Annotated in this window: 19 protein-coding genes; 8 read left to right on the top strand and 11 right to left on the bottom strand. The window is 45.4% G+C overall.

The genetic code is table 11. The annotated features are described in order from the left end of the window. The first annotated feature begins 212 nt into the window (after positions 1–212). A complete protein-coding gene (locus OU793_RS05990) occupies positions 213–1046 on the top strand; it encodes a formate dehydrogenase accessory sulfurtransferase FdhD (RefSeq protein ID WP_005396179.1) in 834 nt (277 codons plus the stop codon). A gap of 362 nt (positions 1047–1408) precedes the next feature. Here OU793_RS05990 and OU793_RS05985 read toward each other — a convergent pair whose 3' ends face one another. The 3 genes from OU793_RS05985 to OU793_RS05975 form a co-directional block, all read right to left on the bottom strand. After that, positions 1409–3001 carry an ABC-F family ATPase gene (locus tag OU793_RS05985; RefSeq protein ID WP_274647738.1) on the bottom strand — a complete coding sequence of 531 codons (1593 nt, stop codon included), beginning with the start codon at positions 2999–3001 and terminating at the stop codon, positions 1409–1411. 251 nt (positions 3002–3252) lie between these two features. Then, positions 3253–5292 carry a cache domain-containing protein gene (locus OU793_RS05980; RefSeq protein WP_025788724.1) on the bottom strand — a complete coding sequence of 680 codons (2040 nt, stop codon included), beginning with the start codon at positions 5290–5292 and terminating at the stop codon, positions 3253–3255. Next, positions 5282–6733, bottom strand: a complete 1452-nt coding sequence (locus OU793_RS05975; RefSeq protein ID WP_005453875.1) for a sigma-54 dependent transcriptional regulator — start codon at positions 6731–6733, stop codon at positions 5282–5284. Before OU793_RS05975 ends, OU793_RS05980 begins: the two co-directional genes overlap by 11 nt. A gap of 325 nt (positions 6734–7058) precedes the next feature. On the opposite strand from OU793_RS05975, the gene OU793_RS05970 reads away from it, so the two are divergent. From OU793_RS05970 to OU793_RS05945, 6 genes are all read left to right on the top strand, one after another. After that, positions 7059–7877, top strand: a complete 819-nt coding sequence (locus tag OU793_RS05970; RefSeq protein WP_005479446.1) for a substrate-binding domain-containing protein — start codon at positions 7059–7061, stop codon at positions 7875–7877. Positions 7878–7883: 6 nt separating this feature from the next. After that, positions 7884–8582 carry an ABC transporter permease gene (locus OU793_RS05965; protein ID WP_005396188.1) on the top strand — a complete coding sequence of 233 codons (699 nt, stop codon included), beginning with the start codon at positions 7884–7886 and terminating at the stop codon, positions 8580–8582. Between the two features lie 50 nt (positions 8583–8632). Continuing rightward, positions 8633–9352, top strand: coding sequence for an energy-coupling factor ABC transporter ATP-binding protein (locus OU793_RS05960; RefSeq protein WP_005396189.1), 720 nt, complete (start codon positions 8633–8635; stop codon positions 9350–9352). Then, positions 9330–9917 carry a molybdenum cofactor guanylyltransferase MobA gene (gene mobA, locus OU793_RS05955; protein WP_005453897.1) on the top strand — a complete coding sequence of 196 codons (588 nt, stop codon included), beginning with the start codon at positions 9330–9332 and terminating at the stop codon, positions 9915–9917. The genes OU793_RS05960 and mobA overlap by 23 nt, the downstream gene beginning before the upstream one ends. After that, positions 9914–11692 carry a bifunctional molybdopterin-guanine dinucleotide biosynthesis adaptor protein MobB/molybdopterin molybdotransferase MoeA gene (locus tag OU793_RS05950; RefSeq protein ID WP_140103157.1) on the top strand — a complete coding sequence of 593 codons (1779 nt, stop codon included), beginning with the start codon at positions 9914–9916 and terminating at the stop codon, positions 11690–11692. Before mobA ends, OU793_RS05950 begins: the two co-directional genes overlap by 4 nt. Positions 11693–11765: 73 nt before the next feature. After that, a complete protein-coding gene (locus OU793_RS05945; RefSeq protein WP_005377584.1) occupies positions 11766–12032 on the top strand; it encodes a DUF2960 domain-containing protein in 267 nt (88 codons plus the stop codon). 221 nt (positions 12033–12253) lie between these two features. On the opposite strand, the gene nagK is transcribed toward OU793_RS05945, so the two are convergent. Together nagK and OU793_RS05935 are read right to left on the bottom strand one after the other, a co-directional pair. After that, the gene (gene nagK, locus OU793_RS05940; protein WP_005495063.1) at positions 12254–13162 is read right to left on the bottom strand and encodes an N-acetylglucosamine kinase; all 909 of its coding nucleotides are present in this window, start codon (positions 13160–13162) and stop codon (positions 12254–12256) included. A 173-nt stretch (positions 13163–13335) separates the two neighbouring features. Beyond that, positions 13336–14085 (bottom strand): tRNA-uridine aminocarboxypropyltransferase, encoded by a 750-nt coding sequence (locus OU793_RS05935; RefSeq protein WP_025556418.1) that lies wholly within the window; start codon positions 14083–14085, stop codon positions 13336–13338. Positions 14086–14239: 154 nt separating this feature from the next. Between OU793_RS05935 and OU793_RS05930 the strand changes: the two genes are divergently transcribed. Beyond that, a complete protein-coding gene (locus tag OU793_RS05930) occupies positions 14240–15067 on the top strand; it encodes a sterol desaturase family protein (RefSeq protein ID WP_159404118.1) in 828 nt (275 codons plus the stop codon). 91 nt (positions 15068–15158) lie between these two features. Here OU793_RS05930 and OU793_RS05925 read toward each other — a convergent pair whose 3' ends face one another. From OU793_RS05925 to OU793_RS05900, 6 genes are all read right to left on the bottom strand, one after another. Beyond that, entirely contained in the window at positions 15159–15377 is a 219-nt protein-coding gene (locus OU793_RS05925) for a membrane protein (protein WP_005495068.1), read from the bottom strand. 44 nt (positions 15378–15421) lie between these two features. Continuing rightward, positions 15422–15802 (bottom strand): hypothetical protein, encoded by a 381-nt coding sequence (locus OU793_RS05920; protein WP_005453855.1) that lies wholly within the window; start codon positions 15800–15802, stop codon positions 15422–15424. A 263-nt stretch (positions 15803–16065) separates the two neighbouring features. After that, positions 16066–16464, bottom strand: coding sequence for a hypothetical protein (locus OU793_RS05915; protein WP_227746280.1), 399 nt, complete (start codon positions 16462–16464; stop codon positions 16066–16068). Positions 16465–16533: 69 nt separating this feature from the next. Next, positions 16534–16947 carry an NUDIX domain-containing protein gene (locus tag OU793_RS05910; RefSeq protein ID WP_159404119.1) on the bottom strand — a complete coding sequence of 138 codons (414 nt, stop codon included), beginning with the start codon at positions 16945–16947 and terminating at the stop codon, positions 16534–16536. Continuing rightward, positions 16937–17356, bottom strand: coding sequence for an NUDIX domain-containing protein (locus tag OU793_RS05905; protein ID WP_025534427.1), 420 nt, complete (start codon positions 17354–17356; stop codon positions 16937–16939). The genes OU793_RS05910 and OU793_RS05905 overlap by 11 nt, the downstream gene beginning before the upstream one ends. A gap of 207 nt (positions 17357–17563) precedes the next feature. Continuing rightward, entirely contained in the window at positions 17564–19582 is a 2019-nt protein-coding gene (locus OU793_RS05900; protein WP_159404120.1) for a methyl-accepting chemotaxis protein, read from the bottom strand. Between the last annotated feature and the right edge of the window lie 50 nt (positions 19583–19632).

The following is a 19632-nucleotide window of genomic DNA, read 5'->3' as shown; positions in this document are numbered from 1 at the left end:
CCTATACACAGCGCTATACTCAAGTACCAAAGTAGTTGAAACTCAAATTTATTGATGTGTCATTACTGCGATATCGCAGTTTTAATGCATTGTTGACATAAAACCTCGCAATTTTTATGGGAACCGCTATTTTGGAACGAGATTTGCTTTGCTAACCACTTAGCAAGCTAAATGCGTAGCAACCTAACGCTCTTAATCACTAGGACACGACTGTGCTGAAACCAAATATTATTAAAACCAGTGAAAATCCCCTGCAAACCATTGAAGTCGATGTGTACGACGAGTACGGCGAAAAGCTCACGAAGCAAATCGCTTGCGAGCGTCCTCTTACGGTCATGCTGAACTGGAAAGAAGTGGTCACGCTCATGACGCTAGGTTCGCGTCCAGAAGCGCTAGTACTGGGTTATTTAAAAAACCAAAGCTTCCTGTCTGATCCAGCAGCGATTGAATCCGTCATTATTGACTGGGAAACGCATTCCGCAGCGGTGATTACTAAAGAAAATACCGAACATTTAGAAGGCGCTCTGAAAAAGAAAACCGTCACATCTGGCTGTGGTCAAGGCACCATGTATGGCAACGTGATGAAACAACTTGAGAACTACCAAGTGCCTCAAGTTCCGCTTAAGCAATCAGAAATCTACTCCGCACTTGAAGCGTTGACTCATTACAACGACACCTACAAAAAAGCGGGCGCGGTGCATGGCTGTGCGGTTTGCAAAGGCAATGAGGTATTGTCATTTGTGGAAGATGTCGGCCGTCACAACGCAGTGGATACGCTTGCAGGTGAGATGTGGCTCAAAGAAGAGACAGGTGAAGATAAAATTTTCTACACAACAGGTCGCCTTACATCAGAGATGGTGATTAAAGTAGCTCAAATGGGCATTCCTGTTCTACTTTCTCGCTCTGGCGTTACTCAAATGGGGTTAGATCTAGCGAAGCAATTTGGCATTACGACCATTGCGCGTGCGAAAGGTTTGCGATTCCAAGTATTTACCGGAGCGGACAAGATTGAGTTTGATGTGAAAGGCGAAAGCGCATCTCGTTAACGAGAACACATTACAAAACCGCCGATTAGTGTAAACTTATAACGATTGGGATAAGTAAATCATCACGTTATGAAGGCTTAACTAAGCGATATAAGCCAGAAATAGCAACGTTTGTTGTAGCAATAACAACACTTGTTTTAATTGATGCTAACTACAGCTCATTCACAAAGGATGTGAACTATGGACAATGACCAACTGTGGAATTTTTTGCTCACGCCCAGTGGCATTATGCTCTCAATGATCATTACATTTGGTGTCGTCGGCATATATGCGTATCTAACTGGTCAGTTTAAGGATTAAGACCAATTAAAAAAGCCTCGCTAAATAGCGAGGCTTTTACTTTTCAAGCGCTGTATGAGTAATTACGCGTCAACGCCACGAGATTTCAAGAACTCAGAGTAAGTACCTTTGAAGTCTGAAATCTTGCCATCGCGAATTTCGATAATACGCGTTGCTAGCGAGTCTACGAACACACGGTCGTGAGATACAAAGAACAACGTGCCTTTGTATTGCTCAAGCGCGGTGTTCAAAGATTCGATCGATTCCATGTCCATGTGGTTGGTTGGTTCGTCCATTAGCAACATGTTTGGCTTGTGCATCATCAGCTTGCCAAGCAGCATACGACCTTGCTCACCACCAGACAGTACTTTTACTGACTTCTTAATGTCGTCTTGGCCAAACAGCATACGACCTAGGAAACCACGAACTACTTGCTCGTCGTCGCCCTCTTGACGCCATTGACCCATCCAATCCGTTAAGTTCATGTCTTCTGCAAACTCATGCGCGTGGTCTTGCGCGTAGTAACCGATGTTTGCATTTTCAGACCATTTGAACTCACCCGCACGAGGTTCAAGTACACCAGCAAGCGTGTTTAGAAGAGTTGTTTTACCCACACCGTTCTCACCGATGATCGCAACGCGCTCACCCACTTCAAAAATTGCATTGAAGTCTGAGAACAAGTCCTCTTCAAAACCTTGGCTTAGGTTTTCAACAATCAGAGCGTTACGGAACAGTTCTTTTGACTGTTCGAAACGAATGAATGGGTTTTGACGGCTAGACGCTTTAACTTCGTCCAGTTTAATCTTGTCAATTTGCTTCGCACGAGACGTAGCTTGTTTTGCTTTCGATGCGTTTGCAGAGAAACGCGCAACGAAAGTTTGTAGCTCAGCGATTTGAGCTTTCTTCTTCGCGTTGTCGCTAAGTAGACGTTCGCGAGCTTGAGAAGCCGCGGTCATGTACTCGTCGTAGTTACCAGGGTAAACACGTAGTTCACCGTAATCCAAGTCAGCCATGTGCGTACATACTGAGTTTAGGAAGTGACGGTCGTGCGAGATGATGATCATCGTGCAGTTACGCGCGTTTAGCGTGTTTTCCAACCAACGGATCGTATCCATGTCCAAGTTGTTGGTTGGTTCGTCAAGTAGCATGATGTCTGGGTCAGCAAACAGGATTTGCGCTAGAAGCACACGCAGTTTCCAACCTGGAGCCACTTCGCTCATCAAACCGAAGTGTTGTTCCATTGGGATGCCTACAGCAAGAAGCAGTTCACCCGCTTTTGCTTCTGCCATGTAGCCGTCCATTTCCGCGAACTGAACTTCAAGGTCAGCCACTTTCATGCCGTCTTCTTCGCTCATTTCTGGCAAAGAGTAAATACGGTCACGCTCTTGCTTCACTTCCCAAAGCTCTTTGTGACCCATGATTACCGTGTCGATAACCGTGAATTCTTCGTACGCGAACTGATCCTGGTTTAGCTTTGCAACACGCTCGTTTGGATCGTAGCTTACGTTACCGCCTGTTGGCTCAAGCTCACCGCTTAAGATCTTCATAAAGGTTGATTTACCACAACCGTTAGCCCCGATTAAGCCGTAGCGGTTACCTTCGCCAAACTTAACTGAGATGTTTTCAAATAACGGCTTAGCGCCAAATTGTTGAGTGATATTCGCTGTGGAGATCAAAACCTTTACCTTAGCAATTTAAGTGTATTGAGAAAAAACCGGGCAACGGTACTGCTTCAAGCTACATACTTCAAGTTTTGTTTTTATTAATTAATGGGAAATATGTTTCGTTACCTGTGTTTTTCTGTACGAAAAGGCGAAAAATCCATGTCATTTGTCGTACTTAAAGTGGCAACGAAGGATAAGATGAGTAGATAAGAAAAAGGCCAGTCTTCACTGACCTTTTTTGATGGAACTGGCGTTGGTTTACGTTACGCGATGTTCGTCACTTCCAGCAGTAGCTCGGCTTTCTTCGGTAAATAGATGCTGAATGTACTTCCTTTACCCCACTCCGATTCGGCTTTCAGCTCGCCACCGGTTTGACTAAGAATACTTTGCGAAACCGACAAGCCTAATCCGGTGCCGTCGCGTTTCGTCGTGTAAAACGGTGAGAAAATTCGATTTAAGTTTTCTGGTTTGATACCACAACCATCGTCGATAACATGAATCGCTGCGCCCTTTATTTCACCTTCTTCAATCCAATCTTCACTCATTACGATCAGTTTTCCTTTGCCGTTCATCGCATGAATGGCGTTCATTTGCAGGTTAACCAAAATTTGTAGCAAGTGATGGCGATTAATTTCAACTGGCGTATGCGCTTGTAAATCGGTAATAAATTCGACGTCGCGCTTCTTAGTACCGGTTTTGACCAATGTGATGCTCTCATCAATGATCGGGTTGACATGTTGCCAAGTGATTTCATCTTGAACACCGCCTTGGCGACTGTATTGCAATAAACTGCGAGTGATATTGCGGATACGGTCAATTTGCGCGTGAATTGCATCAATTTCTTCTTGAACTCGACTCGCATCTTCACCCAACTCAAAGTGAATCAACTCAACGTTACCAAGAATTACCGCAGTTGGATTATTGATTTCGTGTGCAATCCCGGCGGTCAGCTCACCGAGTGCCGCCAGTTTTTCATGCACTACCAATTTATCGCGGGTTTGGTTGAGCAACTGAATGTGAAGTTCGAGTTCCTCAGTTTTTTCTCGCAAGCTAGCCGTTCGCTCTTGAACTTTACACTCCAACTGCGCCGCAGCATTTTTGAGTTCGATTTTGCGGTCTTCTAAGGCGTCAAGCATATTGTCGAACTGCCTAGCCAGCTGCGCCAACTCATGATGATCATCCAGCCCCAGCGGACCAATACGTTTCTCTTTGCCAAGTTGAACGAGCTTAACGACTTTATGAATGCGCTCTATTGGTCGGAACAAATCACGCGAACCGCGATAGACCATCACGCCAGAGACCAGTAATAGCATTAAGGTAATAAGGCTGATTTCGGCGATGTTGGTCATGTACGCTTTCACAAATGGCCACATCAGGTAGCCGGTATAAAGCATGCCAATGACGTTATCGTACTGATCTCTGATTGGTTGATAAGCGGTGATGTACCACGCGTCGTACACATACGCGCGGTCGACCCATTGCTGACCTTGAGAGAGCACTTGGTTATACACTTCAGCACTCACTCGCGTACCAATAGCGCGCCCTAGCCTATGGTCGCTGTCTAGAGGAACGTTGGTGCTCACACGCAAATCATCAAGAAACACGGTCAACGTACCCACAGGGCGAAGGCGGTCATTATCACTGAGATAAATGAGATCGCGGATTTGATCCACCAGCACAGTACTGTTGTTGAGGAGCAAGCCACCATCAAGGAAACCGATCAAATCGTTCGCTTGGCTGTATACCGGAATAACGGTACGGCTCACCAAGCCGCGCGCTTCCATTCCACCATCAGCCAGAATGGGCACTTCGGCCCGTTTGGCGAGTTCCGGATCGAGCTGTTCGAGCTCTTCCCGATTGAGTACATCAAAAAACGATTCGCGTTTGGTGAGATCCATAAAACGGAATTTGTTTTCCATCGAATTAACGCGTTGGAAAGAGAGAAAGTCTAGGGAGTAACGTTTTTTCTGTTCAGTAACCCACTTTTGTAGCTCGTCTTGTGGTGTCCCTTGATTGATTCGGGTTCGGAAGTCGTAGGAGTCAGCAAACGCTCGCACGTAATTGGCTTGCTTTTGTTGTAACAACGTCACGCTGTTATTTGCTACACCCAAACGCTCTGACACATCCAGCAGCGCGTTTTGCCACGTGTAATGGATAGACCAATAAATCGTAATACCGATCAGCGCTATCAACGTAAGGAAGATCGGTGCAGAGGTTAAAATCAATAAGCGATAACGCACCATGGTTTTAAAACGGTGCGTCCATTTCGACAATCCTTTGTGCTGCTGCCAGTTAGTCGGCATATCCCTCATCCTCAGAATCCCATTCTTTGTATTTGCGTTCTAACGTCTTGCGGGCAACGCCTAAGTCGCGCGCCGCTGCCGATTTATTGCCTTCATGCAAATTAACGACTTGTTTGATATGCGCTTTCTCGACTTCTTTTAAAGTCCAATTGTTTGGGTAGCCTTCGCCAGTAAATTCTTTGCCTTCTCTAAAAGTTGGTAACTCGGCGGAGTGAGAAACGGTAATCGATACATTAGGCAGAGAATGACCACCGTTCAGCTCTCGCCAGTAATGCGCTGGTGGTTTACCAAGTAAAATGCAGCGCTCGATGAGGTTCTTCAGCTCACGAATGTTGCCCGGCCAATCGTACTCACTCATGGCCTCCATGTCTTCGTGCGCCCATTTTGGCGCAGGCATACCGAGCTCGCGCGTCAGCATGTTGCTAAAAAATGGCACTAACTCAAATAAGTCGGTTTTGCGCTCTCGCAGCGGACACACTTCAATTTTCAGAACGTTTAAACGGTAATACAGGTCACTGCGAAAATTGCCTTGGTTAACCTCTTCTTGCAGATTACGGTTGGTTGCCGCCACGATACGGACATCAATGCTGATCTCTCTTTCTGAACCGACAGGACGAATTGTACGCTGCTCTAACACACGCAATAATGATGCCTGCATGGAAAGCGGCATTTCTCCTATTTCATCAAGGAATAAAGTGCCGCCATTCGCTACGCGGAACAAACCTTCGCGTGACTTTTTCGCTCCAGTAAACGCACCTGATGTGTGACCAAATAACTCACTTTCGAGTAGCTCTGGCGCAATCGCCCCACAGTTGATAGGCACAAATGGGCCCGTTCGCCCACTTGCTTGATGAATACCTCGCGCGACCAACTCTTTGCCCGTGCCTGATTCGCCTTCAACCAATACTGAGGCACGTGATGGAGCAAACTGTGTGATAAGTTGTTTGAGCTGACGCGTTTTTTCTGAACCACCAATGATCTCGGAAGTATTGTGACGCTGATAATCACGCTTCATGGCGTACTGCATGCGCTCGTTCAAACGGCGATCCATACAGCGGCTGACCGCTTTTAACATCTGCTCAAGGTTGAATGGTTTGAGGATAAAGTCGGAAGCACCGAGCTGCAGCGCTCGAATGGCAATTTCTAGATCCGCATAACCCGTCATGAAAATCACATCGGCGCGTTTTTCATCATCTTCAAACGCTTCTTCCCACTCAATCCCAGAACGCCCCGGCAGATTAATATCCAGCAAAATCAAATCATAATGGCGAGAATTGCGCAGTTGTTCTGCTTCTTCGATGCTGCCAGCGGTGTCGACATGTGAGAAAAGCTTTCCCAATGCCTTTTTTAAAATGGCTTGCATGCCCAATTCATCATCAACGACCAGTACGGAAAAGGCGTTATATTGTTGGTTTGTACTAATATGGGATTGAGTAGACATATTTACCCCAGATGGATTCGGATGGGACAGAGTGTACCAAGTTTGAAACGATATACCCTACAAAAAGTGCGACATTTTGTACCAACGCAAACTTTTGTGCAAATAACTCCATGAATCCGCGCATAAATCAAACATTTTTGGCTTGTAAAATGTTGGCATCTTGTTTGCTATAAGGGGTATCCAAGTGATCTCAGGATGTTGGAGAACTTGCTATTCCAACACCCTAAGGCAACTTGTGATTTGAGCAATCAAGATCGCTCCGGAGACTTCGCTGTCACCTAGACGGATAGAAGCCAAAGAATCATTGGAAAGGAAACACATAAAAATGAAAAAAATTGCGCTAACATTGGCCGCAACGTCAATCACGCTTGTAAGCTACTCTGCATTTTCTGCTCAAGACGCTGAACACGTCCGCCTAGCAACTACAACCAGTACTTACCACTCGGGCTTGCTTGATTACCTACTTCCACAATTTGAAAAAGACACTGGCTACAAAGTCGATGTTATTGCTGCAGGTACTGGCAAAGCGCTAAAAATGGGCGAAAACGGTGACGTAGATTTGGTGATGACTCACGCACCAAAAGCCGAAGGCACATTCGTTGAGAAAGGCTACGGCGTTCTACCTCGTAAGCTGATGTACAACGACTTTGTGATTGTTGGCCCTAAAGCAGATCCAGCAAAAATCAAAGATGACGAAAGCGTGTTAGACGTGTTCAAAGAGATCGCGAACAAAAACGCAACGTTCATCTCTCGCGGCGATGATTCTGGTACGCACAAAAAAGAAATGGGCTTTTGGGCTCAAACTAAAATCGAACCAAACTTTGGTGGCTACCGCAGCGTAGGTCAAGGTATGGGCCCAACTCTGAACATGGCGTCTGAAATGCAAGGCTACACAATGTCAGACCGCGGTACATGGTTGGCTTACCAAAACAAGTTGGATCTAGAAATTCTGTTCCAAGGCGATGAAAAACTGTTTAACCCGTACCAAGTTATTCTTGTTAACCCTGAGCGCTACCCAACAATCAACTACCAAGGCGCGAAAGCTTTCAGTGATTGGTTGGTGAACCCTCGCGGTCAGGAACTTATCAATGGTTTCCGCCTGAACGGTAAACAACTGTTTGTTGCGAATGCTGAGAGCAAATAACGCAATATGAATCTTGCTGATACAACACTGGAAGCGCTTCGCTTACTGGTGAATTTTGATGCAGACCTATGGGAGATCGTTGCGGTCTCCTTTAGTGTTTCTATCACGGCAATATCCTTAGTGGTCTTGCCGGCTATTTTGATGTCCTTTGTACTAGCGTATACCGACTTTCGCGGCAAATGGTTTTTGCTGTCGATCGTGAATACGCTACAAGCGGTTCCTACCGTCGTGATTGGCCTTTTACTGTATATGTTGCTATCACGCGCTGGCCCTTGGGGAGACTGGCAAATGCTGTTCACTCAGAAGGCGATGATCTTCGGCCAAATGGTGATCTGCTTCCCTGTTTTGGTATCGATGATGCATGGTGCATTGCAATCTAGCGACCGTCGCGCAGTGGAAACCGCCATCACCCTAGGCGTCTCCATTCCGCGCGTTGCTGCTACGATGATTTGGGAAACCCGCTTTCCTCTACTTGCAGCTATCATTGCCGGGTTCTCACGTATCGTAACCGAGGTGGGCTGCTCAATGATGGTGGGCGGAAACATTATGGGCGTGACGCGCAATATTCCGACCGCTATCGCAATGGAAAGCAGCAAAGGTGCTTTTGCGCAAGGAGTTGCATTAGGAATTGTATTACTATCTTTAGCGTTGGCACTAAACTTCTTCTTATCAAGCATGAGAGGCAAAGGCTACCTCAGAACATAAAACATGAAGCAAACAAACGACTCACCATTAACCCCATGTAGAGGCGCATTATGACTATAAAAATCACCGCCGAGCAGTTATCCATGCGCTTTAAAGAGCGTGTGCTTTTCCACATCCCTGAGTTAGCCATCGGCCCAAATGATGCCATTTATCTCAAGGGTGACAATGGTGTGGGCAAAACTACCCTACTCAAAATCCTTGCTGGCTTGCTAAAACCTTCTACTGGCGATGTTGTAGCGCCAAAAGATACGTGGCTAAAAAGACTGACGCGCCGCAACGGCCGTGTCGATGTGATTTATCTCCATCAATCTCCTTACCTTTTTGACGGCACTGTTTATGAGAACGTAGTCTATGGAGTGAAATATCAACAAGACACACCAAAAGATAAGCGAGCTCAAGTTATTCACGCACTACGCATGGTAGGTTTAGAAACATTAGCGGACGAACATATCTCCGTGTTGTCCGGCGGTGAAAAACAGCGTGTTGCCATGGCAAGAGCTTGGATCTTAAAACCGTCGATTTTATTGATGGATGAGCCAAGTGCGTCTTTAGACCAAGAGTCCATTGAACGATTGGTGGTGATGGCGAAAGATCTTTTGGATCGTGGTTCCAGTATCGTGGTGACAAGCCATCAAACCAACGCACTGACCGACTTATGTAAAAAACAGTGGTGGATTAAAGACAAGACTTTGATAGAGTCTCCTCTGTTGTATGTCATACCAAAAGAAACATCCCAAGAGAATGCATATGCTTCAACCAACACAAACTAGTTGGGTCATTTTGGCTGGTGGCCAAGCCAGCCGTATGGGTGGAAAAGATAAAGGTCTGATTGAATTAAATCAGAAGCCACTCATCGAACACGTTATTGAACGTTTATCTCCACAAACACCACGCATTTTAATTAATGCCAATCGAAACCAAGATGCGTACAGCAAATTTGGTTTCGTATTTAGTGATCAATTCAAAGATTTCCCTGGACCTATGGGCGGTATTCACGCGGGTTTGATGCATGCTGAAACTGACTGGGTCGGATTTGTACCTTGCGATAGCCCTCAAATTAACACCGACCTTGTCGAGCGTTTCTGCCAGGCCGTCAAAGAAGACAGTGATATTTTAGTCGCGCATGATGGTGACCATCAGCAACCTGTTTTCACGCTCTACCACAAACGCGTACTGCCAAAACTCACCGCATTTTTAGAACGTGGCGACCGCAAAATCATTCTGCTCTACAAAGAGTGCAACACCAGTTACGTTGACTTTAGCGACTCACCAAACTGTTTCGTCAACTTGAACACTCCGGAAGAACTGGCGCAATTTGGACAATTAGAATCATGAAACACACGCTAAACATTCCTATTCTTGGTTTTGCAGCTTATTCAGGCACAGGCAAAACCACGCTACTTGAAGCCCTATTGCCAAAGCTGACTGAAGCAGGTTTACGCATTGGCATGCTAAAACATGCGCACCACAACTTCGATGTCGATAATCCGGGTAAAGACAGCTACCGTTTACGCAAAGCTGGCGCGTCTCAAATGCTGATTGCTTCTCGCAACCGTTTTGCGTTAATGACAGAAACGCCAGAAGCCGAAGCGGAGTTTGAATACCTCTTAACTCGTTTTGATGAAGACAAGCTCGATGTGGTTTTGGTTGAAGGCTGTAAAAACATCGCGTTTCCTAAAATTGAATTGCACCGTGAAGAAGTGGGTAAACCTTGGCTTTACCCTCACGATGAAAACATCATTGCCATCGCTTCCGACAGTGCGGAGTTAGATTCTGAGCTCCCTCAAATGAACATCAATGATTTGGATGCCATCGCTCAATTTGTTCTTCAATACGTTCAAGATGCAAAAGCACCAAAATCTAAAGAGAAAGACGCCGCATGTTGCGACACTCTTTCTCCGGCTTTCCTTTCTGTGGTTCAAGGCCAAGAAAAAATCCTTTCTTTGGTGAACACGGTTTCGGAAATAGAAGCATGCAAGATTGAAAACGCCTATGGCCGCGTTCTCGCGGAAGATATCATTTCACCAGTAAACGTGCCGCAGTACACCAACTCCGCGATGGACGGTTACGCCATCCGCAGTGATGATGTAGACCGCGATAGCTACCAAGTGGTTGCTGAAGTGATGGCAGGCCATGCTTACGATCAGCCTCTTCAAGTTGGTCAAGCGGTGAAAATCATGACAGGCGCACCAACACCACGTAACGGCGACACAGTGGTCATGCGTGAGCAAGCCTCTCAAGAAGGTGACAAGGTCACCTTTAACGGTGCGCATATCAAAGCAGGCCAAAACGTTCGTCAAGCAGGTGAAGATCTCGCTATCGGCAGTGACGTCTTTACCGCAGGCACTCGCCTAGCCTCTCCAGAAATGGGCATGATTGCTTCGCTTGGTTTTGGTGAAGCGAATGTGTTCCGCAAATTGAAAGTTGCCGTGTTCTCCACCGGTGACGAAGTACAAGCGCCGGGAACAGAGCAAAAAGCGAATTCTATCTACGATTCCAACCGTTTTACCATCATGGGCATGCTTGAAAAGCTCGGCTGCGAGATCTTGGATTTCGGTATTCTGGAAGACAACGAACAGTTAATGATTGAAGCGTTGGAAAACGCATCGGTGCAAGCAGACGTGGTTATGACTTCTGGTGGCGTATCCGTTGGTGATGCGGATTACATCAAACTTGCCTTGGATAAACTTGGTCAAATCGATTTTTGGCGAATCAACATGCGTCCGGGACGTCCACTAGCGTTTGGTCAAATCAACAACAAGCCGTTCTTTGGTCTGCCGGGCAACCCTGTTGCCGTGATGGTCTCTTTCATTAATTTTGTTGAGCCTGCACTGCGTAAGATGCAAGGCGAACAAGGCTGGAAGCCTCTGAAAGTGAATGCCATCGCGACTGAGAATCTTCGCTCTCGCCAAGGTCGTACCGAGTTTAGTCGAGGAATCTATGAACTGGATAACACTGGCCGTTTAACCGTTCGTACAACAGGCAAGCAAGGCTCTGGTATTTTGCGCTCAATGAGTGAAGCAAACTGTTTAATCGAAATCTCCCCAGCTATTGATACAGTAAAAGCGGGAGAAAGCGTGACAATTATCCCACTTCAAGGCAGAATCTAGCCCAAACTAGAAATTCAAAGGTCAGCGAGTCTGGCCTTTTGTTTAATACAGAAACCTTTTCAGAGAGACAGCTATGGCTCGCACCATTCTTTACACTTACAAAGACCAAGACAAAGAACTGACGTTCTCATACCAGCAGCACCGCAACATTCAAGAAGCGGTTGCAGAAGCAGAAGGTATCGATATCACTGAGTTCCTAAAGATGGAGCAACAAATCGAAGCAGTGTCTGACACTAAAGCAGTGCGCAACTACCGCGACAACTACTTCAGAAAATTAGGCTTTAGCAAAATCACCCTAGCTCAAAAAGAAAACCTAGGCGTAGGCAAAAAGAACAAATAAGCTTAGCTACAAACAGAAAACTCGCGATTCGTCGCGAGTTTTTTTATACATGCTATTTTTGTTCGTGCTCTATACCCGAGCATACCGAAATTACTTAGGTATATCAGTTACTTGGGTATATGAGTTACTTCGATATATAAGTAAAAAGCCCCGTTTTACCTTGATGGTCTAAACGGGGCTTTAAATTTCTTCTTACTTTATATCGAGTAAGGTTTCAGTCACTACTTGATGTTTAGGAACGCAGCGCCACGTACACCACCTGAATCACCGTGTTTTGCTTTGATGATCTTCGGACACTTAGCAACAGAAAGCAGGTACTTAGGAATACGTTTTGGCATCTCTTCGTAAATCAATTCGAAGTTGGAAAGACCACCACCCAGCACAACAACATGTGGGTCAGTCGCTGTAAAGATGTTTGCAAAACAGATAGCCAGCAACTCCATAAAACGCTCAACGTGCTCAACAGCTTTCGCCTCACCTTCTGCGTGCGCTTTAATGATGTCGATCGCTTTCTTCTCTTCACCGTAGTAATGGGCATAAAGAAGTTCGAAGCCTCGGCCAGAAAGGTAACTGTCTAAACAACCTTTCTTGTCACAACCACAGCCCAATAGAGGTGCGTTTTCGCCTAAGTGGAACCAAGCATCGATAGGTAAACGAGTATGGCCCACCTCACCTGCTACGTGGTTACGACCAGAGAAAACTTTACCATCGTAGATAAAACCGCCACCAAAACCAGTGCCTAGGATCAAACCAAGTACAGAAGGCTCATCTTGAAGCTCTTCGTCCCATGCTTCTGATAGCGCAAAACAGTTCGCATCGTTTTCAATCTTTACGCTGCGACCGATTTTCGCTTCAAGATCCGCGCGCAGTGGTTTGCCTTTCGCCGCAGGAACGTTAACTGTTAATACCGTTGCATCGTCTGCGTCTTCCATGCCTGGTAGACCAAGACCAATGGTGCCTTCGCAACCAAACTCTGCATCGTATTTGTTAACCAATTCCGCAATGGTATCAACCAGCAGTTCGTAGTTGTCTGTTGGTGTAGGTACACGTTCCGTCGCTACACGCTCAAGCTTCTCGTTAAATGCACCAAATTCAATTTTAGTGCCGCCGACATCAAAGCCGTAATACATGTATTTCTCTCCTAAAAAATGCTTAAACGACTCCAAAAATGGCTGGAGTCAAAAGTATAAACTAGTGGCATTATCCATATCTGTACGCCTGCAAACCGTGACCGAATGCAGATTTATCCCCTCGCTGAAGTCAGTTGAACAACATGCCATCAACAAAAGTTCATTCCTTAGAGTCAGCTCTCGGTTTTCACCCACTCTTTGAAACGTTTCAAATGCGGTCGATTAGGATCGTTTTTGACTCGGGTCTTGGTTAGCATGTAGGTTTCTCTAAAGGCTTCAAACCACAATTGAAGGCATTCCGATGCTTTGTTCTCACCGGCTTGTTTCAAAACTAAAGTCGCGACTTCAGCTGTCGAAAGATGCTGCTCGTTCTCAGAACGACGCATGATGTATTCTGATAAACACTCCGGCTCGATAGATAAGACTGGTAGAGACTGTAAAAACTCAGAGCGACGGAAGATTTTTCGCGCCTCACGCCAACTACCATCGATAAAAATCAACAACCACTTTTTGCTATTACCATCAGTGCGATGTAAGTACTCAGTGTTTAATCCATCTAGCAATCGCTCAGGTTGATCAACATAATCGGCAGGAAAAACAATGACCGGCTGGTAGTCATCGTTGGACAAAAGATCAAGCATCTCTTGTGAAGGTTCAGTGCGATTCCATTGATACACGTAAGTCTCTTTCACCGTATCAGCAATCAAACGGCCTGTATTGCTTGGCTTAAACACTTCGTTCTCAGACACAATCAGCATGCACGCGACATTGCTATCGATATCAGGTTGCAATTCACATAAACAATGCTGCTCTGAAACCTGACAGAATGGGCAGCGCTGAACTTTGCATCCACGAGCATTGAAAGGCTTCGTTGAGATGGATTGACGATACTGATATAAACGATGGAAAGCGTGGATTCTCATGAAGGAAATGCCAAATAAAAACGAGAGCGCGATTCTACTGGTATAACCGCTCGCTCACAAGGCGGCAGCGTTATTACTCTAAAGACCAAACATTGAAAGAATCTCACGTTAGTTAAGGTCTATTGCGACAAATGCGTAGAAGAAGGAAAGATCAGTGACTGAAAACACGTTTACCGACCCATCTTGGTTGCGACTTAGCTGTTTTATTGGCGTATTGTTGCTGTGTACTCTTTGGGAAAACAAGCTCCCAAGAAAGACGCTCACCGTCAAACGTTCCTTTCGCTGGTTAAACAACCTCTCTTTGGTCGCCCTAAACAGCGCGATCATTGCATTAGTGATGCCTATCGCTGCGTTTCAAGCTGCGGCCATTGCTCATGATCAGCAATGGGGACTATTCAATCTTCTGTCCCTGCCCGGTTGGTTAAATGTGTTGCTTGCTGTGATTGTTCTCGATCTCATCATCTATGTTCAGCACTTGGTTTTTCATCGCGTTAAACCGCTATGGAAAATTCATCGTATGCACCATGCCGATTTGGATATCGATGTCACAACTGGCGCGCGTTTTCATCCAATTGAAATCATCATATCGATGGTCGTCAAAATCGCCTCGGTATTCATTCTTGGTGTTTCACCTCTCGCGATTGTGGTTTTTGAGATCATTCTAAATGCGAGTGCGATGTTCAATCACAGTAACGCAAAGCTTGCGTTATCTATCGATAAAAAACTGCGAAAAGTCATTGTGACACCAGACATGCACCGCGTGCACCATTCGGTGATTGTGAAGGAAACCCATTCGAACTTAGGTTTTTTCCTTTCCGTTTGGGATAGATGGTTTGGAACGTATCGCGCACAACCAGCGCTTGGACATAACGATGTCGTGATTGGTGTGCCTGAGATCAGGGAAGCGAGCGAGCAAAGATTGGATAAGCTGCTGACACAGCCTTTTCGTTATCGCGAAGGCAAGGGCAAGAACGATGATTAAAAGAAAAACGTAGATGGAGTAACCAACAAAAACAAATCACAGAGTTCATTATAGAGTTTTGGAGACCCCATCCACCGAAAGACTTGCCGAATTAACTTTCGACTAATTGGCGTTTTTTATTTAATTGCGTAATGCCAACAACCAAGCCTATGACACCAAAAACAGCACAAATTAACGCGCTAGTGTTGACGTGTTGCTGCGTTTCGAAGGAGCTGTACACAAAAGCGAGACTGAAAAAAATGGTGCCAAAACTCAAACCTGTTAACGCACTAAAACCGGCAAAACTCGCCAAGTCTTTAAAATCGTTCATAACGAATCCCTGTTGATAATCCTTAAATGTGTGAGTAGATAAAGTTAACGAAATATCTGACGCGATTGCTGGTGCTTTCGCGCATTCCAAAGCCAGATGGAAACGCCCAACGAAAAGCCCAAGAACAGCGTTTTCATTTGCAGAGCCACATTGTTGTCCAATATTTCTAATGTATAGTGAGCGTGTGAACTAAAAATAACGTTTGTCATCAAAATCAATAGCATCAACACCAAGCCCACTCTGCGATGTTTCACTAATAAGTACACCGCTAACAAATCTAAAAGACCTAATGCGCTCCAATAAATGTTTAGCCAACGCGGAGCAAAATCGTAAGGCAAAAAGCCATCAACGATGTTGTCATACAGGTGAACCACGCCACCTATCATCATAAAAAGGCATAAGAGAAACACTACGAATTTATCCATTATCGTTTCCTTATCTGAAAGAATGCGCAAAGCATATAGAAGTCAGTTAAACATTTGTAATCCCATAGCCATTTTTGAGATCGACAGTGCCTTTAAACCGTACACGAGGCGTGCGAAAGAAAAGTAACGGATGCTCTTCCTTATCTATTCGCTTCTGATAGAAGCATAGTGTTTGCTTTGGCACTTCGCTCAAATCCGCTAGTTTTCCCTCGAGATTAGGTGAGAAAGGTTGTCGGGCTAGCGATGATAAAGATATGTCACACTCAACACTCTTTCTCTATTTCAGACACAAAAACAAACTTTTTCGACGGCGGAAAGATACAATCGTCCGAACATCTAAAGCCTCGTAGCCAGAATCCGTCGTCGAGATCCCGTAGATACAAACCACGTGGATAAGCTTTGTCATTCGAAAGCGGGGAAGACACCACAGTAAGGTACTCTCCCTTCACCAAGTCAATTTCTTGTAAACGGAGGTATGGCGCAACAACTAAAGGGCAAGGTGATAGATTTTGTGTCGACGCCGCTTCAATCATTTCTCCAAGGGTCGCACCAAAATAAAGCCCGAAGTCAAACGGTGTTTTTATCGTTAAAAAGAACGATTGAATGTCATCTGAGCACTCGACTTTGTCATCATCGAATAGTTGTTGGGCGAAGACATTCAATTGAACACCTTTTTGACTCAACTGCTTTAACAAGTTCTTCTTTGTTAAACCTCCAACTTGCAACCTCACTTACACCACCCCTTGGTCTATGAGTTTTCGAACTTTTTCCAGTGCGTTCTGAAAAACGGTATGCGACTGTGAGGAAATATCGCTCCCTATATCGTGCCAAAAAAACGCAAAATCATGTCCGCCATCGTCTTGCGTATGAAACGTCCATGAATCCTCTAGGTCTGCACACTCACACAAAACAAAATGCCATGCTTGATTTTGAAAGCCACTGTCCCATGAACATAAATACCGAGCGGAGATAACGTGCGTAATCCCAGATTCTTCAGCCAGCTCCCGTTTTGCAGCCGTGATGTAACTTTCATCAAACGTCTCAACCGTTCCCTTGACTAGTTGAATACCCGCTAAGGGGTGCTGAAAAAGTAGGATCTCTTGGTTTTGCTTACGCAGAACGACGGGACAGACTTTATCGATCATAAAACCACTCCTCGTTGTCTAAACAGAAGACTTTGGCTTGCTCTGGATATAAAGGAATCGTATGAAGTTGATCTAAACGCACCCACTTTAAATGATACTGGTTAACGTCTGACTGTCTGGTTTGTTCCGGCCCTACCCCCAGTTTCACTTTTGAGCTCCCTACATAAGAAAGAAAATAGGTTTCTAAGCGACCTTGGTTTTCGATCTCAAAAACCTTTTGGACTCGATTGAGTTCCAATGAGGTTTCTTCCAGCGCTTCTCTTTTCGCAGCTTCAACAGGCTGCTCTCCAACCTCAACACTACCGCCTGGAAAAGCCCAATAATGTCTATCGTTTTGAAAACGCTGGATAAGCAAAAGTTCTTGCTGATGATTAACCAGTATAAGGCTGGCTCTTTGTAATAGTTGCATGATTCATTCCTTTGAATTCGGACAACATTCTAGCCATCTTGTTTTACCGACATAGCATTAACACCACGTAGTGATAACTCAGCCCTTAAGAAATGAGCAAGATGCGATATAGCTCACTTTTGCGATTTGAATAGCAATGAGAAGGTACGTAGAAGCAACAAAAAAGCAGAACCGAAGTTCTGCTTATAGAAGATAAAAACATGTCACTTAGGCGGACTGATGTAGCTCGTATTTATGCAACATCGCTTGTTGATGCCCTGCAATTTCTGCCACTTGTTCAGAGCTTTCAACCATGGATTCAAGTTGTAGCTTTGTACGCTCTCCAAGCTCGGAAACATTATTGATGGATTGAGACACATCCGCCGTCGCACGTTCTTGCTCTTCCGTGGCAACAGAGATCTGCTCAACACGCTCTTGAATATGCTTAACCGCGAGGTTGATGTCAGAGAACGTCGATTTCACTTCATTGCTGGAATGCAGCGCGTGGGTCATTTCTTCTCGCGAATCGTTTACCGCTTGGCGAGAACGCTCTGCCGCAATAATAAGCTCACTCATCATTTCACGAATATTGGTCGTTTGCTGGGAGGTATCCTTTGCCAGTTTTCGGACTTCATCCGCGACAACCGCAAACCCGCGCCCTTGTTCACCTGCACGAGCAGCTTCGATGGCTGCATTCAGCGCAAGTAAATTGGTGTTTTCCGCGATACCACTGATCATATCGACCATTTCACGAATCTGCTTAACACGCTGGTCTAGCTCTAACATTGATTGTTCATTCATATCCAAAGAGCTTTCTAACGATTCCAACCGCTTGCGGTTTTGCTCGACAACTTGGACACCTTTTTCGGTATGTCGTGTAGCAAGTAATGAATCTTCTGACGAAGCATTCGTTACTGTCGCAATTTCACGTATGGACGCCTCTAGCTGAGTAATCGTAGTCACCATGCTCGCTAACGCTTCGTTTTGCGTCGTTAGACCGTCATTGGTTTGCTCAGCTGCATCGTGGCTGATTTCTGCGGTTTGATAAAGCGTCTCACAGTTACGTGTAACCGTTTGGATAGAGTCGTGTGTTGAATCGATCACCTGATTCAATTTGCGTGCGACCTCTTTTAGCTCAAAGGGGCCCATCTCATCTGCTTTGGCACGAAAATCGTGGTCAGTTAATGCGGATAAACGTACCAGCACATTCTTCAAGCCTCGGTTTGTCCACGTTTTTAGCCCGAACCAAGAGACCAAAATAACCAGAGAGATAACACACGCCGCGACAAGAACCATCATGCTGACGCTGCCTATGGTGTTATTGACCATGGCTTCGCGTTCATCAATCAAGTTCGATGCCGACTGCGAAATGCTATCCAAGAGCCTCATGGTTTCATCAGCTAATAACGACGCTTGATGAAACTCACGCTGTTGTTGTTCGCTTTGGGCCAACTTGGCAAGAATGAGTTGCAAAATGCCCTCTTCGTCAAAGCCTGATTTCACCATCTCATAAGGCGCTGTTAAGCTGGCGTAATCACTGACTTCAGGGTGTAGGGCTTTGAAATCTTCGTAAGCAAGGTTAATCCCCGCAATTCGATTTCGCATCTCCCGATATTCTTTCTCCGCTTTAGGTAAATCGGTATGCATCATCATTACAAGGAAAGTGCTTTCCATCGAACTCGCAGATGCAATAAAACGGTTTGCCGCGTCACTCGACTCAGGATCATCCAGGCTTAAAAATGAGCTAATTCTGTTCATCTCTGGGCCGATGGAACTCAGTCCATAGCGAAAACCACCAACATTCGCATCGATGTGCCCTTGCATCTGAATCACTGCGGATTGCTTGAGTAAAATGGAGTTTGTGATTTGGTGCAACGTCTCCACTTTATCTTTTAGCTCATTGGAAAGCTGTGGGGCGACTTCGGATGTTTTTTCGATCAGACCTTCTGTCTGTTTTGCCAGTGCTTCAATTTGCGCTTCTACAAGCGGTAACTCTTTCGCTTCCGTTACCTGCATTCCATAGTTGAGCAGTTTCACCATCTCCAACACATTTCTGGTCAGAGTCGCATTGGCCATCGCAATCGGTAATGCTTTTTGAGACAAATCTTCAAATTGTTCTCCAACCTGCCCCATTCCTTTGAAACTTGAGACAGAAAGGGCTATAACAAGTGCGATGATAGTTAAAAATGTTGCGCTGATAGTCTGAATCAGTGAAAGCGATGTGCGTGAGCGTTTGCGCGTTGCCATAATCAATTTTTATTCTTTCTTGAGGTTGAGTCGGCTTTATCGTGAATCCG

Source organism: Vibrio sp. VP6, assembly GCF_028823755.1.
Taxonomy (GTDB): Bacteria; Pseudomonadota; Gammaproteobacteria; order Enterobacterales; family Vibrionaceae; genus Vibrio; species Vibrio parahaemolyticus.
Note: the sequence above shows the minus strand (reverse complement) of the source record. Positions and strands in the feature narration are given on the sequence as shown.

What these genes read in the sequence shown, in the direction of transcription:
- OU793_RS05900 (WP_159404120.1), bottom strand. Translation starts at nt 19,582, where the DNA reads ATGGCAACGCGCAAACGCTCACGCACATCGCTTTCACTGATTCAGACT.
- OU793_RS05905 (WP_025534427.1), bottom strand. Translation starts at nt 17,356, where the DNA reads ATGCAACTATTACAAAGAGCCAGCCTTATACTGGTTAATCATCAGCAA.
- OU793_RS05970 (WP_005479446.1), top strand. Translation starts at nt 7,059, where the DNA reads ATGAAAAAAATTGCGCTAACATTGGCCGCAACGTCAATCACGCTTGTA.
- mobA (WP_005453897.1), top strand. Translation starts at nt 9,330, where the DNA reads ATGCTTCAACCAACACAAACTAGTTGGGTCATTTTGGCTGGTGGCCAA.
- OU793_RS05975 (WP_005453875.1), bottom strand. Translation starts at nt 6,733, where the DNA reads ATGTCTACTCAATCCCATATTAGTACAAACCAACAATATAACGCCTTT.
- OU793_RS05945 (WP_005377584.1), top strand. Translation starts at nt 11,766, where the DNA reads ATGGCTCGCACCATTCTTTACACTTACAAAGACCAAGACAAAGAACTG.
- nagK (WP_005495063.1), bottom strand. Translation starts at nt 13,162, where the DNA reads ATGTATTACGGCTTTGATGTCGGCGGCACTAAAATTGAATTTGGTGCA.
- OU793_RS05935 (WP_025556418.1), bottom strand. Translation starts at nt 14,085, where the DNA reads ATGAGAATCCACGCTTTCCATCGTTTATATCAGTATCGTCAATCCATC.
- OU793_RS05950 (WP_140103157.1), top strand. Translation starts at nt 9,914, where the DNA reads ATGAAACACACGCTAAACATTCCTATTCTTGGTTTTGCAGCTTATTCA.
- OU793_RS05965 (WP_005396188.1), top strand. Translation starts at nt 7,884, where the DNA reads ATGAATCTTGCTGATACAACACTGGAAGCGCTTCGCTTACTGGTGAAT.
- OU793_RS05925 (WP_005495068.1), bottom strand. Translation starts at nt 15,377, where the DNA reads ATGAACGATTTTAAAGACTTGGCGAGTTTTGCCGGTTTTAGTGCGTTA.
- OU793_RS05960 (WP_005396189.1), top strand. Translation starts at nt 8,633, where the DNA reads ATGACTATAAAAATCACCGCCGAGCAGTTATCCATGCGCTTTAAAGAG.
- OU793_RS05910 (WP_159404119.1), bottom strand. Translation starts at nt 16,947, where the DNA reads ATGATCGATAAAGTCTGTCCCGTCGTTCTGCGTAAGCAAAACCAAGAG.
- OU793_RS05980 (WP_025788724.1), bottom strand. Translation starts at nt 5,292, where the DNA reads ATGCCGACTAACTGGCAGCAGCACAAAGGATTGTCGAAATGGACGCAC.
- OU793_RS05920 (WP_005453855.1), bottom strand. Translation starts at nt 15,802, where the DNA reads ATGGATAAATTCGTAGTGTTTCTCTTATGCCTTTTTATGATGATAGGT.